Consider the following 13,578-nt stretch of genomic DNA (forward strand, 5'->3'; position numbering starts at 1 on the left):
TTAAAGTGTTCCAGATTTTTGATGTGCTCGTCAAAAATATTCCTATTGCTACGCCTATAAGGGATAAACCCACGATCACTGATGCAAGGGTTTCAAATTTCCCGTGTCCGTAATCGTGGGTTTCGTCCGTGGGCCTTCCCGCTAGCCTGAAAGCCACTATGGCCACGGCATCTGTAACGAGGTCTGAAAAAGAGTGAACTGCATCAGCTGTCATGGCGGAACTATTTCCGAGCAGGCCTGCAACAAACTTAAACACGGTGAGAACAAGGTTTATAGCTAGACCTATCCAAGATGCCCGTAAAGCTTTGTGCTGTCTGTCCACTGTGCCTTTTATTCTTCCTTCCTCCTCGCTTAAGTGCAAATGATTACGGTGACAATTATAATCCTAAAAGAGGAAGCACCGTATCCAGGTCTTTATCTCCCCTTCCAGATAAGTTAACAAGCACGGTTTCCTCTTTATCTAAACTAGGCAGTATTTTCAATGCATAAGCTAGGGCGTGAGAGCTTTCTAAGGCAGGAATTATACCTTCAAGCCTGCAGAGCGTTGAAAAGGCACCCAAAGCATCCTGGTCTGTTACGGCCACATATTCGGCTCGCCCTGTTTCTTTGAGGAATGCGTGTTCGGGGCCAACCCCGGGATAGTCTAGCCCCGCTGAAATGGAGTAGACTTCTGCAGGCTCCCCTTTTTCATCGGTCAATACGTAGCTTTTGAAACCATGAATTATTCCTGGTTTCCCGGCGACCAGGGTAGCAGCATGTTCTTTTGTATTCAGTCCCTTGCCTGCAGGTTCTACGCCTATTATTTTCACTGAAGAGTTTTCTATAAAGCCGGAGAACAATCCTATTGCGTTACTTCCACCCCCGACACAGGCTATTACATAGTCGGGAAGTTCTCCCTCTCTTTCAAGGAACTGTTTTTTAGCTTCTTCCCCGATGACGCTCTGGAATTTCTTCACTATTGTCGGGTATGGGTGAGGCCCTACAGCGGAGCCTAAAAGATAGAAGACATCTGGGTTTTTTATGTATTCTGCGAGGGCAGCGTCAACGGCCTCCTTGAGGGTTTGCTGTCCAAAAGTAACAGGTACGACTTCAGCACCAAGGACTTTCATGCGCGCTACATTGGGAGCCTGCCTTTTAACGTCTACAGCGCCCATGAAGATGGTGCATTTCAAGCCCAGCAAGGCACAAACGGTCGCTGTCGCGGTTCCGTGCATTCCTGCTCCAGTTTCAGCAATTACCCTGGTCTTTCCCATTCGCTTCGCTAGGAGAGCCTGGCCCAATGCATTGTTTATCTTGTGAGCTCCAGTATGGTTGAGATCCTCTCGCTTGAGAAACAGCCGGCCCCCGCCGAGTTTCTGAGAGATGTTTTTGCATTCCGTAATGGCCGAAGGCCTTCCTACATATTCCTTAAGGAGCCTATGAAATTCCTCAAAAAATGACTGGTCAAATATGATATCTTCATACGCCCTCTCTAACTCCAGTAGGCGAGGCTTCAGTTCTTCGGGAACGAAACTTCCCCCGAATTTCCCATAGAACCCTTTCCTTGCTGCTTCTGCCTGTGCTGTGCTCGTCCTTTTCATTCTCTTCTTCCTCCTTGTATGTTTAGTGTAAAAAATAAGGGGCTTCCCCTTAGGAAAGCCCCTTAAAGTACAATATTAAGGGGCTGGGGATAAGTTAAATCCCGCAGCCCCGCTAGTACAAGCTCACGGCTGCGGCGCCTTAGCGCCACCACCAGAAATTAACTTTTACATACGTGCTCTTTTGGATTACATTCTTCACTTTAGCTCATCTCCTCGTTTGGCGAAGACTATAGCAAATATCAAAAAATTTTGCAAATGCTTTTTATTTGGAGTAGGGTATAGAAAACGAATTGCTATAATTATATAGCAGAGTAAAGAAAAAATAGGGGGAAGTTGTGATGTTGGGATTTATGCATGTGTGCGAGAAAAGGAGTGCGTGTTTTTGGAAATACAGGACAAAGAGATTGCTTCTTATGTTTCTTGCAATGGCCTTTTTCGTGGTTCTTTCCCGAGGTCTAGCTGTAGCTTCAGAGGCATGTGCTACTCAGGCAAGCGAGAAGTCCATAAAAATTGTTTGTCCTACAGCTGGTGATGTGTACAGGGAAGGGGATATTTGTCGTATAAGGTGGGAAGCCAAGGGAGTGGAAAAAGTATCCATCGCTGTAGCTGTCGGAGGAAAAGATAGGGGGATGCTTGAATCTGATGTTGGTAAAACAGTTTTCGATGCTGAAAAAGGATTCTTTGAATGGAAAATTCCACTCGGCTTTGTGACTTCCTTTGGGGTGGACAAGAGCGATAACGTAAGGATCATGCTTATGGACGCCGATGACCCCGATCTTTTCGCTGTGAGCGATTCTTTTACAATAGAGGGCCGAGTTAAGCCTCCAGCTGAATTCCTTGATTTGCACGACAGTTCGGATTTTGAGCATGCTATAAAGGTGTATTATGGACAAATACAAGAGGGCAAATATGCTGAAGCGTTTAAGTTGTTATCTCCTGAAAAGATAACGATGACGTATGCTGACGGGGCCGCTCAGTCCTTTGGCCCGAGGCCGGATTATTCTGTTTGGTTAAAAGGGGCCGAGAATATTCGAGGCGTTGAGTTGCTTGAGATAAAGGAAGTGCGTCCACCAGAACGCGAATTGGAGATTTTAGGGATTCGGCTTTTTGAAGTTACATTGAAAGTGGATCTCGAAGAGGGGAAAAATTGGCCCATGCCTTCCGGGGAGGTTGCATATTTTCTGTATATGGCAAGGGGAAGCGATGGAAAAATTTGGATTTTGGATATAGGAACGGGTCCTTGATTTAGCAAAGCAATAAGTGCCCATTCGAAAGAATATAGCTTTTGGATGTACATTTTGCGAGGAATGGTTTATCGTGTGACGCCACTAGAACTGCTTTGCCTGTTTCTAATAGGATTTGTTCTAGCCTGGCTTGAGCTCTTTCATCAAGGCCGCTTGTTGGTTCGTCCAATAAAAGCAAGTCTGGATCCATGGCCAACACTGCAGCCAATGCTCCCATTCTTTTTTGGCCTTCCGATAACATGTACGGGGGAAGGCCAGCGAGATCTTTGAGTCCAACTAGTTCAAGCGTATCCATAGCTTTTTCTCTTGCCTGAGAAGTCGAAAATCCCAGATTGAGAGGGCCGAATGCTACATCTTCTAGGAGAGTGGGGCAGAAAAGTTGATCCTCGGGGTCTTGAAAAAGGAAACCGACCTTTTCCCGCAGGAAAGCAATTCCCTTTTTGCTGTTTATCGTCTTGCCCATGAAAATTATTTTGCCTTCATCAGGCTCCAATATTCTCACTATCAGATTGAAGAGTGTGGTTTTGCCGGAGCCGTTTTCCCCCACTATGGCTAACTTCTCGCCATATCTGATTGAGAGGTTTATATCTTTTAAGACTGGCTTACCTTCATGGTAGCTGAATGATATATTTTGAAGTTCTAGAAGGGGATTCATCTTGCGATACACCCCACCAAGAGGGCGCAAAAAGCTGCGCATTTTATTATTTCGTTGAGGGAAATAGCTTTATGCGGTTCGAGCGTTGGGAATGATCCGTTAAACCCTCGAAGTTCCATCGCGTTTGTTACTCTTTCAGCTCTTTTGAATGCTTTAAGGAAAATTACGCCCATGAAATTACCATAAGATCTCAGAGTGAATAAGTTAAGTTTGGGGTCAAAACCTCTGAGCTCCATGGCTTTCTGGACCTTCAATGCCTCTTTTACCAGCACATGTCCGTAGCGATAAGTAAAGTGCAAGAGGAGAATCAATTTTTGGGGGAAATAGAAAGAACGTAAGGCTTCCAAGTTTTTGTGCATAGGAGTAGTCCCAAGGAGGGCCATGAATCCCAAAAGGGCCGCATTGCTTCTGAGAGTGATTGCTAAAGCGGTTTTTAGGCCTTCCACATAAATGGGAATGTGTCCTAGATAATATTTCTCGCCTCCATACGTGAGTGGAAGGGTCAGCCAGAGGATTACTAGGATGCTGTCGAGAGCAGCTAATCGACTTGCTACTTTAGATAATGGCAATTTCCCCCATATGGTTAGAAGCATTGAGGTTCCCATCAAACCTAAAAGAGAGATCCAGTTATTTGTTAAAGCTACTGTTGCTGCCAGCACAAAAGATGTTAAAACTTTAAGTCTTGGGTCCATGTTATGCAAGCCAGAGCTGCCTTGTAATAGATCCCTGTCTTGGGTTATATCAAGATGCTTATTCATGCCGCTTCTTCCCTCTTATCCAAAGGGCAAGACCTGTCAAGCCTACTATATAGCCTATGCCCCCTAGTATTTCTGTTATGCCTGGCTTAGAAAGTTCTAGATTCAATTTTAAGAGTTCGTCAATAACGGGTTTTATTTCTTCCCTAACTACTTTTCGCACAGCTGTTTCTATTGCTTCTTCAGAAACGCCTTGGAGGGATATTCCTTCAGTTTTATAAGTTTTGGCATTTGCGTCTTTTACTGTTTCGTTCCCTTTTCTTGAAGTTTCTATGGTGGTTGTCCCTCTATGGCCGGCTCCTCCTTCCACTATTACTTCAAGCCTATTTGGCATGGGAGAGGGCACCTTTAAAGAAAAAAGGCCTTCCTCATTAGTTTTGCCTTTTACCAATGTTTGATCCTTGTTTACCTTCAGGAAAACAGGGCACCCTTTTGCAGGGGTCCCATCGTTAAAATATGCTTCTCCATTTACAGTGTCACCCTCCAGTATAGCAAATACACTAAGGCGATGCGCCATAGCAGAAGGAGGATTAACCGTTAGGACCATACTAACTATTGCTAAAATTGCAAACATCGATCTTGCCTTCAGTATGGTCATTTTATACCACCCTCCAAAAAAGTTTTGTCCGTCTTTGAAAGATAAGATACGATGAATCCAGTTACTATTCCTTCGATAATCATCACAGGCAAATGAGCACTTGTTATCATTACAGCAGAAGTCATGAAGGCTTCGCCGCGGAATAGTAATGAGATAGCTACGCAAGCTGCGGATCCTAATATACCGAGCAATCCGGAGGTGAAGCCGCATATAAAAGGATTAATGTTTGCTTTTAGCATCGCTCTTCCTATCATACCGGCCAGGATACCTGGAAGTGCCATATTTGTAACATTTACACCCAGAACTATCAGGCCGCCAAATTGAAAAAGCACAGCCTGTAATAATAAAGCAACCAAAAAAGCTGGGAATAGAGACCAACCCAGTAAAATACCGCCGAGTCCTCCCAGTACAAGATGAACGCTTGTTGCTCCTAGATTTACGTGGATCAAGGAAGCCACAAATAAAGCGGCGGAGACGATCCCGCAGCGGGGGATCGTCTCAAAGGAAAGTTTTTTTATTCCGTACGCCGTTCCTGCGGTGGCGATAGCAGCACCTGAAACTAAAACTGGTAAGGAAAGTACTCCTTCAGCAATATGCATTGCATTTACCTTTCAGATTTCTCGGCGTATACCCATATAAGGGCGCCAATTTCAATGGGCACATCCTCACCGGAAGGTGATTTCATTGTCTCTGGAGCGTCAGTCAAAGCGGCAAACCCCCACCAACCGGACCACGGTATAGCATAAGTGAACACTCCGTTCCTATCAGTTTTTACCACTTGTGTGACGTATGGTGCTTTGGGCGCTTCGACCTGTGAGCTAGTGTTATAATATTCCACCTCTACGTCTGCGTTAGCTACAGGCTTACCGTCCACAATTACCTTTCCTTGAAAAATGTTACCTGCCCAAAGGCCATAAGGCCTTGTCAGAGGGATAACTTCAGCTCTCAAGCCTACAGGCTCACTCCATGCATCTTCCATACCAAATGCGTTTACCACTGTTTTGGTGTAGTGAACTATGTATTTGCCCTCCGCTTTTTCCCAATAGGGTTTGGGTGCCACATAAAATACGTGGTCGCCGGGACGTTTTATAGTGTATTTTGTCTTCCAGGCTTTGATTCCTGGGGCAATGTCGTAACTTTTCAAGGTGCCTAAAAGATCTATTTTTTTGCCCCTTATCATGACACCAAACTCCGAAGGCCTTTCCATGTTCATGGGTTTTTGCTCAAAAGGATGGGTAAAAATTAAATTAAGGTCAATGGTCTTTTCGTCGTTCTGTTCAATTATATTCTCTTGAGGCATAATCACTTGGAAATGGGCTGATGCAACGCCACTTATACCTAAAACTATAATAGTTACAACAATCACAAATAGAGAAAAAGAAAATCTCTTCATAGTGTTTCCCCCCCACTCCGGGAATCTCAATTCAAAGAAAAGCATGCAAAACACGCGCGTGTTACAAAATTGCAAAAAGATAATACCACAGATCGAAATGCAGTCAAGGCTAGTATTGTAAATTTTTGTAGATGTGCGTTATTAGTTTTAAGAAAGCTTGTTCTTTAGATCATAAAGGGTTGTTTTATCAAGGTACTCCATGAATTGTTGTGTCAGGTCTTCGACTAGGTTCCCGAAAATGCAGGTTCCAAAGGGGCAAGGTGTGCCACTTTGGAGGAAGCACGTATCTGTTGTAATCTTTCCTTCTATTGCCTTGTATATGTCAAGTAGGGTTATTTCTTCAGGGGATTTTGCCAGCTCAAAGCCCCCCTTAGGGCCCCTTATAGAGTGTACAAGACCGCTTTTGGCAAGCCTTTGGAAAACCTTGGAAAGGTGTGCCTCTGATGCCTGTGTGATCTCTGCCATTTCCTTGATTGTTATTCGTCCCGTATCTGATGAAACTAAAATTCCCATGCCATGTAGGGCCAAGGATGTGGCTTCAGATATTTGGATTATTTTCTTCATTGTTTGTACCCACCCTATTTTTGTTTTGCGGCCGGAGTATACTCCGGCCGCTCTCAAGGATTTTATCCTAATATGGCCTTCAAGTCTTCTTCTGGCGTGGTTATTGGCATGAGATTGAATTCCTTCTGCAGGAATTCAAACACAGGAGGTTTGACAAATGCTGGAAGTGTTGGGCCAAGGCGCATGTTCTTCACACCTAGATATAGCAGGGATAGCAAAATACACACAGCTTTTTGCTCATACCATGACAAGATCAATGAAAGAGGCAAGCTGTTTATATCGGTTTCAAAGGCCTCTGCCAGGGCTTGAGCTATTTTTACAGCAGAGTAAGCATCGTTGCACTGCCCAACATCTAGCAAGCGAGGTATGCCTTCTATATCCCCGAAATCCAGCTTGTTGAAACGGTATTTCCCACAGGCCAAGGTAAGGATAACACAATCTTTGGGAACTTGTTTAGCCAAATCTGTGTAATAACTGCGTCCGCTTTTTGCTCCGTCACATCCTCCTATTAGGAAGAAGTGCCTGATCTTGCCTTCTTTTACCTTCTCTATGATCTGGGGCGCTACCGATAATACGGCATTGTGGCCAAATCCTACCATGATGGTCTTTTCGGGTGCATCTTCGGTAAATCCTTCTTCTGCCAGAGCTGCTTCTATTACTGGGGTGAAATCTTTATCTGGGCCAATGTGACGAACGCCAGGCCATGCCACTAAACCCGTCGTGAATATGCGGTGCTTGTATGATTCTTTAGGCCTCTGAATGCAGTTGGTGGTCATAAGTATGGCGCCAGGGAATTCGTCAAATTCCTTCTGCTGGTCCTGCCATGCGCCGCCGTAGTTGCCCACCAGGTGCGAGTATTTCTTGAGTTCCGGATAGCCGTGGCAGGGGAGCATCTCTCCGTGTGTGTAAATGTTTATTCCTTTGCCTTCTGTCTGTTGAAGCAGCAGTTCTAGATCTCTTAAGTCGTGTCCTGAAACCAGGATAGCCTTGCCTTTGACTGGGGTTATGCGCACTTTGGTTGGAACTGGATCTCCGTATCCGCCGGTGTTTGCTCTGTCCAGCAGCTCCATGACCCTTATATTCCATTTGCCTGCGTCCAATGCCCTGGCGATTAGGTCGTCCAGTTTGAAGGAATCGCTTGAAAGGTAATTGAGGAAATCATGGAAGAACCCGTAAATTTCATCGTCTTCGTGTCCAAGGACGTGGGCGTGGTCCACATATGCAGCGCTTCCTTTGAGACCGAAGAGGATGAGGTCGTGCATGCCCTGGATGACCTCTCCGTGTTTTTCGGCCCCTTTTGCCGGGGTCACTTCCTCTCCTTTAGCTACCATCTCTTCCTTAGTACTGCCCGGATCGAAGGTTGCTGGACCCTTCAGTTTCTCAGGTTCTTTACCTGCTTTTTTGCATGAATCCTCATACATTTTGCGAGCTTTTTCTCTCAGTTCTACGGCCCTTTTGACCAGGCCTTCCATCCTGTTTTCGTCGAAATTAACGTTTGTAATTGTTGAAAAAAGAGCTTCAACTACAAAAGTGTCTATCTCGTGGTCCTTTGCCCCTAATTGTCTGGCCCTGTGGGCGTACATGGAAATTCCTTTGGTGATGTGGATTAAAAGGTCCTGCATATCCGATACTTCGGGGGATTTTCCACAAACTCCTGCCACTGTACAACCTGTTCCTTTTGCTGTTTGTTCACATTGATAACAAAACATATTGCCTCACCCTCCTGGCTGTAGTTGTGATTACACAGATAATGGTACCACAATACCAAAAATATGGAAAGGCTTTTTGCGATTGCGCTTTTAAATTGGGTTGTAGGCATAACTTTCCACCCCCTTTTGTTTCATAATCTATTTGCAGGGAGTTTTAATTCTCTCCCTTGAGTCCAATAAAGCCAGCAAAACGGTGCAAATTGGTACTGTTACTGCCGAAGCTAAGGATGTAAACTTTTAGTGATAATAAATATCAACAAAAGAGGGGGATAATATGTGTATTTTTGGTCCTGTTCCTTCCAGAAGGCTCGGCTCAAGTTTGGGTATAAATAATATTCCTTACAAGATATGCACTTACACCTGTGCCTATTGCCAGATAGGGCCAACGTTGCGTTTGGAACTAGAAAGAAAGCGCTACAGTGATCCCGAAAAAATAGCAAGCTCCGTGAAAAAGCGGCTGCTTTGCCTCGCTGAAAAGGGAGAGAAAGTCGATTACATCACCCTCGTCCCAGATGGAGAACCTACGCTCGATACAGCTTTGGGAGAGTTGCTGACTGAACTTAGAAAGACGAGCATACCGGTGGCCGTTATCACCAATTCTTCGCTGATATGGGAATCGCAAGTCAGAGAAGCTCTCATGTTAGCAGATTGGGTTAGCCTCAAGATCGACGCCATATCCGAGGACGTGTGGCGCAGCGTAGACCGGCCTCACCCGGCTTTAAAACACGACGAGATACTTGAAGGTATGAAAATCCTCGCGGCTGATTTTACAGGAAAACTCTGCACGGAAACCATGCTCGTAAGAGACCTCAATGACGTGCCCGAAGAACTCGAAAAGATAGCGGATTTCATCTCAAATTACCTCAATCCCTACACAGCCTATATTTCCGTTCCTACTCGGCCACCAGCAGCTTCCTGGGTGTTGCCTCCGAAGGAAGAGGCTGTAACTGCAGCTTATGCAATATATAAAAAGAAAGGCTTAACCGTTGAGACACTGACAGGTTATGAAGGCAACGAGTTCGTCATTACAGATAACCCCGCAGAGGAGATCCTCAATATAACGGCAGTCCATCCAATGAGAAGCGATGCCATAGAGGAAGTCTTACGGCGTTGGGAAGCAGACGAGCAGATCATAGAAGACCTGGTAGATGAAGGTAAAATAAAGAGAGTAGAATATGAGGGGAACATTTATTACCTGCGAGTGATGGGCGACCAAAAGGAGAAAAAGGGAGCATTAGCTGATGGCATTGGGAGTCAACCAAGATGTGATAGATAGGGCTCAAGGCTGTTTCTTGGGCCAAATAATAGGGGATTTGCTTGGCAGCTTGGTGGAGTTTAAAACACGAGAGGAGATTGAAAGGTTGTTCCCAAGCGGCCTTGAGAATGCCATGAACAGTGGGCAAGTGAATTTTCTTGCGCTCCAACCCACAGACGATTCAGAGATGGCTCTTGCGCTCGCAAGGGCCTTAATAAAAAAGGGCCGTTACGATAAAGGCTACGTGCGAGATTCATACGTCAGATGGCTCGATTCTAACCCTCCCGACTACGGGTTCACGGTCGAGGCTGGGTTAAGAGGAACTCCTAACATCAAAAGCCAGGCCAATGGGGCGCTGATGAGGATAAGCCCCTTGGGAATCTTCGGGGCAAATCAAAATCTTGAGCTAGTGGCTTCTTGGGCCAGGGAGGATGCGAAGATAACTCACCCAAACCCCGTTTGCGTTCAGATCAATGAACTTTTTGCGATGGCCGTAGCTTTTGCCATCAGAAACGGCCCAGATGTTAAGGCTTTATATGATCAGATCGTACGTTGGGCCGATGAAAGAGATGTAGAACCGATCGTGCGAGATGTCGTAATTGCAGCAGAGAAAAATCCTCCCCAAGATTACATTACCCACCAAGGATGGGTGTTGATAGCCTTTCAAAATGCGCTGTGGCAGTTGCTGCATGCTCCAAACTTCAAAGAGGCGATAGTGGATACGATTACGCAAGGTGGGGATGCCGACACGAACGCTGCGATATGCGGGGCGCTAGTGGGCGCCGTGTACGGCAAAAGGGCCATTCCTAAAAAATGGATAGATATTATCCTTAACTGTCGAGCTGAAGATGTAGAGGACCCTGCTGTCAAGGCAAGGCCCAGAGAATATTGGCCTGTGGACGTCATGGATTTGGCTTGGAAACTCCTGATTAATAATTAAATTGTTTTTAGTATAAAATTAACGAGGACTTTTGTCCGGCTTGATAAAAGATAGTGCACGAAAAATCCAGCTTTCCCTGCGGCGCAGAAGTTTCTTTATTTGTGGCAAATGCTCTTTAGCTGAGTCCATTCCTATTTTGATAAATTTATTGTACTCCGAAAAGTCGGACCAAGGGACATAGGGCAGATGAGGTTTTATTAAGATGTCTGCCTTTTCTGCCTGAAGTCTGGAAAGCTCAAGGCCCATTATCAGCTGACAGCGTTCTATGATATCTATCATGGCTGGATCCTTTAGTTGTGGAAGGCTAGAAGGACTGGCGGAAATGGCTATAACCATCTCAGCACCCAGTTTTATGGTGCTTTCCACTGGTATAAGCTGGGTAATTCCTCCGTCAGCAATGAAAAGGTCTTTTTCTTTCTCCGGCGGTAGAAACCCTGGAACTAAAGAGCTTCGCTTTACAGCCTTTCTGATATCACCCTTGTCGAATATTAAGGTTTTGCCTGAATTTAGATCCGTTGCTACTGCAGCAAAGGGGATCTTGGTCTCCTCTATTTTCCCTTCTTTAACCAAAAAGTTGACGGCCTCATCCAGAACGTGAGATTTGAAAAAGGGCCTCCTGGCGCCCAGAGATATGGCATATACGCGCTTTGCCAAAGTTCTTGCTAGCTTGCTAAGGGGGGTAGAGTCCTCTTGTTCATCATTGCCAATAATAGGCAGCTCAAGGTTGCCATGCTTTTCAGAGTCAAGGTATGCTTTTACTTTTTTTATAGCTTCTTCAATATTTCCCTGTTGGGCGTAAATGGCGCCTATTATGGCTCCCATAGAAGTGCCGCAGATGATATCTATAGGTATATTCTCTTCTTCCAGGACTTTTATCACTCCTAGATGGACAAGCCCTCTTGCACCTCCACCACCTAGGGCTAGGCCTACTGTAGGCATGCAAATCTCCTCCTCATTTTATGTTCATTATACACTTCAGGAGTTGTTAGTTGCTATGGGCTAGCGATATGGGTTTTATTGGCTTGTGGAGCATTTGCTCCAGGGTGACGAAAGAGTACCCTTCTTTTCTTAAGGTGTTTATTATCAGGGGCAGGGCTGCCAATGTGAAGTTGCCTCCGTCATGCAAAAGAACTATTGCACCAGGCGTAGCCCTTCTTATCACTGTTTTGGCAAGGGCTTGGGGGGAATAACTATCAAAGCCAGCGTCATATCCGTTGATGGTCCATAAAACTGTCTGCAGCCCTAATTTGTTTGCAATATCCAAAGTCCGGTTATTCCAATTACCCCCTGGGGGACGAAAGAATCGAGGGGGTGTTTCAGTTATTGCCTTTATTGCCTGATTGCAGAAACGTATTTGTTCTTCTACTTCTTTTCCTTCAAGTTTACTTAAATTTGGGTGACTCCAAGAGTGGTTTCCCAGTACGTGCCCTCTCTTAACTATGTTCTTGAGTATAAAGGGGTTTTCGGCGGCTTTTACACCTACGACAAAGAACGTTGCTTTTATTTGAAAGGAATCCAACAGGTCTAGCAATTGGGGAGTATGGAATGGATGAGGCCCATCGTCAAACGTTAGTGCTATAACTTTTGCGAACGTGGGCCCAGAAGTGATAGGGGAAAGAGCCAAGGCAAACTTGGGCCTCGCAACTAGCAGCAATGCCGCCGTAATTATCATTAAAATTTGGTTCCATTTACAAAACTTGCTGAAGAAATTCATGGTTTTTATGCTTAAGCTTCAGGGTCACCTTTTACGGGAACAGTGCAGAGAAAGTTCAAGGGGCTGTCTCCTAGGTTTTTGAAACAGTGCTTTTCTCCGGAAGGCACGTAAGCCCAGGAGTGTGCATCCAAAATATATGAGTGATCATTTAACACGAACTCAACCTTACCTGACAGAATTACCACGTAATGCGGCCAGTCGTGGGTGTGTAAAGGTGTTTGAGCTCCTTTGTCCAACTGAAAGTGTCTCATAACGTAATCTTTCCAGAATCTGCGGGGCCCAAATACGATTTTCTTTTCTACACCCCAAGCTTCTTTTACGGCAACGGACTCGAGAGACTCAATCGATCCGGCAAAAACATTATCTTCATTAGCCATTTTCTTACCTTCCTTTCTCATTTGTTTTATACAGCAAAATATTTCATTTGCTTATGATACTACAACTTTAGGAAGAGATAATAGTTTGCATGCAACAGCTTCTAACTGTTGAGAAAAAATGAGATATGAAGAGATATTTGTAGAAAAATGCCTCAAAAAAAGAATATGCCATATTATTTCTCAACATATACTGACCTTTACTGACTTTTATATTTGACTATTATTGACCTTATCGTAAAATTTGAAGTGCAAATGAGGAACGAGGAAAGAAGGCGCAACAAGAAATAAAAACGTTAGAAATTGGCAGGGGGGTGGATAAGATGACTGGAAGGTACATGATGCCTTGGAATGGGACGAGGAGTATTTTTGATGAAATGGATGAATTTTTCCGTGGTTTCTCCGAAGCTCTAAGGCCTATGACCAGCAGGTATGCTCCTGTTGAAATGTACGAAGAGGGAAATGAGTTGGTGCTGAAAGTTGATGCGCCCGGCTTTGAACCTTCAGATGTGGAGATAAAGACCTTTGCCGACAAAGTTTTGATTCAGTCCAAGGTTGAGCAGAAGGAAGAAAAGGAAGAAAAGGGAAAAACTTATTACATCAGGCGCAGGTCTCAGGCTATGAACTACAGCATCAACCTGCCCTACGAAGTTGATCCCGCTAAGGCTAAAGCTTCCTTCAAGAACGGGGTCATAACTATAAAGTTGCCCAAGAGTGAGGCCGTAGAAGGCAGGGTAATTCCTATTGAGAAAGAATAATAACACATGGCCTTTACATTTAACGGAGCTTTCAAGAAG

The 13,578-nt window shown here is 44.9% G+C and carries 16 protein-coding genes; 4 read left to right on the forward strand and 12 right to left on the reverse strand.

What is annotated here, in order from left to right; all coding sequences use genetic code 11:
• A partial coding sequence (locus H0Z23_RS05115) for a cation diffusion facilitator family transporter (protein WP_296867901.1) occupies positions 1–322 on the reverse strand: 322 nt, incomplete at its 3' end.
• 55 nt (positions 323–377) lie between these two features.
• Entirely contained in the window at positions 378–1,580 is a 1,203-nt protein-coding gene (trpB, locus tag H0Z23_RS05120) for a tryptophan synthase subunit beta (protein WP_296867902.1), read from the reverse strand.
• 338 nt (positions 1,581–1,918) lie between these two features.
• Between trpB and H0Z23_RS05125 the strand changes: the two genes are divergently transcribed.
• Positions 1,919–2,824, forward strand: coding sequence for a hypothetical protein (locus tag H0Z23_RS05125; RefSeq protein WP_296867903.1), 906 nt, complete (start codon positions 1,919–1,921; stop codon positions 2,822–2,824).
• A 1-nt stretch (position 2,825) separates the two neighbouring features.
• Here the strand turns inward: H0Z23_RS05125 and H0Z23_RS05130 are convergent, their stop codons facing one another.
• The 7 genes from H0Z23_RS05130 to hcp all read right to left on the reverse strand — a co-directional run bounded on the left by H0Z23_RS05130 (position 2,826) and on the right by hcp (position 8,498).
• Positions 2,826–3,479, reverse strand: coding sequence for an ABC transporter ATP-binding protein (locus H0Z23_RS05130; RefSeq protein WP_296867904.1), 654 nt, complete (start codon positions 3,477–3,479; stop codon positions 2,826–2,828).
• Positions 3,476–4,237, reverse strand: a complete 762-nt coding sequence (gene cbiQ, locus H0Z23_RS05135; protein WP_296867905.1) for a cobalt ECF transporter T component CbiQ — start codon at positions 4,235–4,237, stop codon at positions 3,476–3,478. Before cbiQ ends, H0Z23_RS05130 begins: the two co-directional genes overlap by 4 nt.
• Positions 4,230–4,832, reverse strand: a complete 603-nt coding sequence (locus H0Z23_RS05140) for a hypothetical protein (protein WP_296867906.1) — start codon at positions 4,830–4,832, stop codon at positions 4,230–4,232. The genes cbiQ and H0Z23_RS05140 overlap by 8 nt, the downstream gene beginning before the upstream one ends.
• The gene (gene cbiM / locus H0Z23_RS05145; RefSeq protein WP_296867907.1) at positions 4,829–5,431 is read right to left on the reverse strand and encodes a cobalt transporter CbiM; all 603 of its coding nucleotides are present in this window, start codon (positions 5,429–5,431) and stop codon (positions 4,829–4,831) included. Before cbiM ends, H0Z23_RS05140 begins: the two co-directional genes overlap by 4 nt.
• A gap of 5 nt (positions 5,432–5,436) precedes the next feature.
• On the reverse strand, positions 5,437–6,225 hold the full coding sequence (locus tag H0Z23_RS05150) for a DUF4198 domain-containing protein (RefSeq protein WP_296867908.1): 789 nt from the start codon (positions 6,223–6,225) through the stop codon (positions 5,437–5,439).
• 147 nt (positions 6,226–6,372) lie between these two features.
• Entirely contained in the window at positions 6,373–6,789 is a 417-nt protein-coding gene (locus H0Z23_RS05155) for an Rrf2 family transcriptional regulator (protein WP_296867909.1), read from the reverse strand.
• A gap of 62 nt (positions 6,790–6,851) precedes the next feature.
• A complete protein-coding gene (gene hcp, locus H0Z23_RS05160) occupies positions 6,852–8,498 on the reverse strand; it encodes a hydroxylamine reductase (RefSeq protein ID WP_296867910.1) in 1,647 nt (548 codons plus the stop codon).
• Between the two features lie 274 nt (positions 8,499–8,772).
• On the opposite strand from hcp, the gene H0Z23_RS05165 reads away from it, so the two are divergent.
• Together H0Z23_RS05165 and H0Z23_RS05170 are read left to right on the forward strand one after the other, a co-directional pair.
• Complete coding sequence (locus H0Z23_RS05165; RefSeq protein ID WP_296867911.1) at positions 8,773–9,774, forward strand: radical SAM protein; 1,002 nt, start codon at positions 8,773–8,775, stop codon at positions 9,772–9,774.
• Positions 9,740–10,693, forward strand: coding sequence for an ADP-ribosylglycohydrolase family protein (locus H0Z23_RS05170; RefSeq protein WP_296867912.1), 954 nt, complete (start codon positions 9,740–9,742; stop codon positions 10,691–10,693). The genes H0Z23_RS05165 and H0Z23_RS05170 overlap by 35 nt, the downstream gene beginning before the upstream one ends.
• A gap of 18 nt (positions 10,694–10,711) precedes the next feature.
• On the opposite strand, the gene H0Z23_RS05175 is transcribed toward H0Z23_RS05170, so the two are convergent.
• The 3 genes from H0Z23_RS05175 to H0Z23_RS05185 are packed head-to-tail and all read right to left on the reverse strand — an operon-like array spanning position 10,712 to position 12,805.
• On the reverse strand, positions 10,712–11,632 hold the full coding sequence (locus H0Z23_RS05175; RefSeq protein ID WP_296867914.1) for a patatin-like phospholipase family protein: 921 nt from the start codon (positions 11,630–11,632) through the stop codon (positions 10,712–10,714).
• A 46-nt stretch (positions 11,633–11,678) separates the two neighbouring features.
• Positions 11,679–12,407: a polysaccharide deacetylase family protein gene (locus tag H0Z23_RS05180; RefSeq protein ID WP_296867916.1), complete on the reverse strand. Its 729-nt coding sequence runs from the start codon at positions 12,405–12,407 to the stop codon at positions 11,679–11,681.
• An 11-nt stretch (positions 12,408–12,418) separates the two neighbouring features.
• Entirely contained in the window at positions 12,419–12,805 is a 387-nt protein-coding gene (locus H0Z23_RS05185; protein ID WP_296867919.1) for a cupin domain-containing protein, read from the reverse strand.
• 299 nt (positions 12,806–13,104) lie between these two features.
• Here H0Z23_RS05185 and H0Z23_RS05190 point away from each other — a divergent pair, with 299 nt between their 5' ends.
• Positions 13,105–13,539, forward strand: a complete 435-nt coding sequence (locus H0Z23_RS05190; RefSeq protein ID WP_296867921.1) for an Hsp20/alpha crystallin family protein — start codon at positions 13,105–13,107, stop codon at positions 13,537–13,539.
• Positions 13,540–13,578 lie beyond the last annotated feature (39 nt).

Source organism: Thermovirga sp. (assembly GCF_017656375.1).
GTDB lineage: Bacteria > Synergistota > Synergistia > Synergistales > Thermovirgaceae > Thermovirga.

Bases quoted from the DNA above. Each gene is read 5' to 3' on its own strand.
- trpB (WP_296867902.1), bottom strand. From the start codon at position 1,580: ATGAAAAGGACGAGCACAGCACAGGCAGAAGCAGCAAGGAAAGGGTTC.
- H0Z23_RS05125 (WP_296867903.1), top strand. From the start codon at position 1,919: ATGTTGGGATTTATGCATGTGTGCGAGAAAAGGAGTGCGTGTTTTTGG.
- H0Z23_RS05130 (WP_296867904.1), bottom strand. From the start codon at position 3,479: ATGAATCCCCTTCTAGAACTTCAAAATATATCATTCAGCTACCATGAA.
- cbiQ (WP_296867905.1), bottom strand. From the start codon at position 4,237: ATGAATAAGCATCTTGATATAACCCAAGACAGGGATCTATTACAAGGC.
- H0Z23_RS05140 (WP_296867906.1), bottom strand. From the start codon at position 4,832: ATGACCATACTGAAGGCAAGATCGATGTTTGCAATTTTAGCAATAGTT.
- cbiM (WP_296867907.1), bottom strand. From the start codon at position 5,431: ATGCATATTGCTGAAGGAGTACTTTCCTTACCAGTTTTAGTTTCAGGT.
- H0Z23_RS05150 (WP_296867908.1), bottom strand. From the start codon at position 6,225: ATGAAGAGATTTTCTTTTTCTCTATTTGTGATTGTTGTAACTATTATA.
- H0Z23_RS05155 (WP_296867909.1), bottom strand. From the start codon at position 6,789: ATGAAGAAAATAATCCAAATATCTGAAGCCACATCCTTGGCCCTACAT.
- hcp (WP_296867910.1), bottom strand. From the start codon at position 8,498: ATGTTTTGTTATCAATGTGAACAAACAGCAAAAGGAACAGGTTGTACA.
- H0Z23_RS05165 (WP_296867911.1), top strand. From the start codon at position 8,773: ATGTGTATTTTTGGTCCTGTTCCTTCCAGAAGGCTCGGCTCAAGTTTG.
- H0Z23_RS05170 (WP_296867912.1), top strand. From the start codon at position 9,740: ATGGCATTGGGAGTCAACCAAGATGTGATAGATAGGGCTCAAGGCTGT.
- H0Z23_RS05175 (WP_296867914.1), bottom strand. From the start codon at position 11,632: ATGCCTACAGTAGGCCTAGCCCTAGGTGGTGGAGGTGCAAGAGGGCTT.
- H0Z23_RS05180 (WP_296867916.1), bottom strand. From the start codon at position 12,407: ATGAATTTCTTCAGCAAGTTTTGTAAATGGAACCAAATTTTAATGATA.
- H0Z23_RS05185 (WP_296867919.1), bottom strand. From the start codon at position 12,805: ATGAGAAAGGAAGGTAAGAAAATGGCTAATGAAGATAATGTTTTTGCC.
- H0Z23_RS05190 (WP_296867921.1), top strand. From the start codon at position 13,105: ATGACTGGAAGGTACATGATGCCTTGGAATGGGACGAGGAGTATTTTT.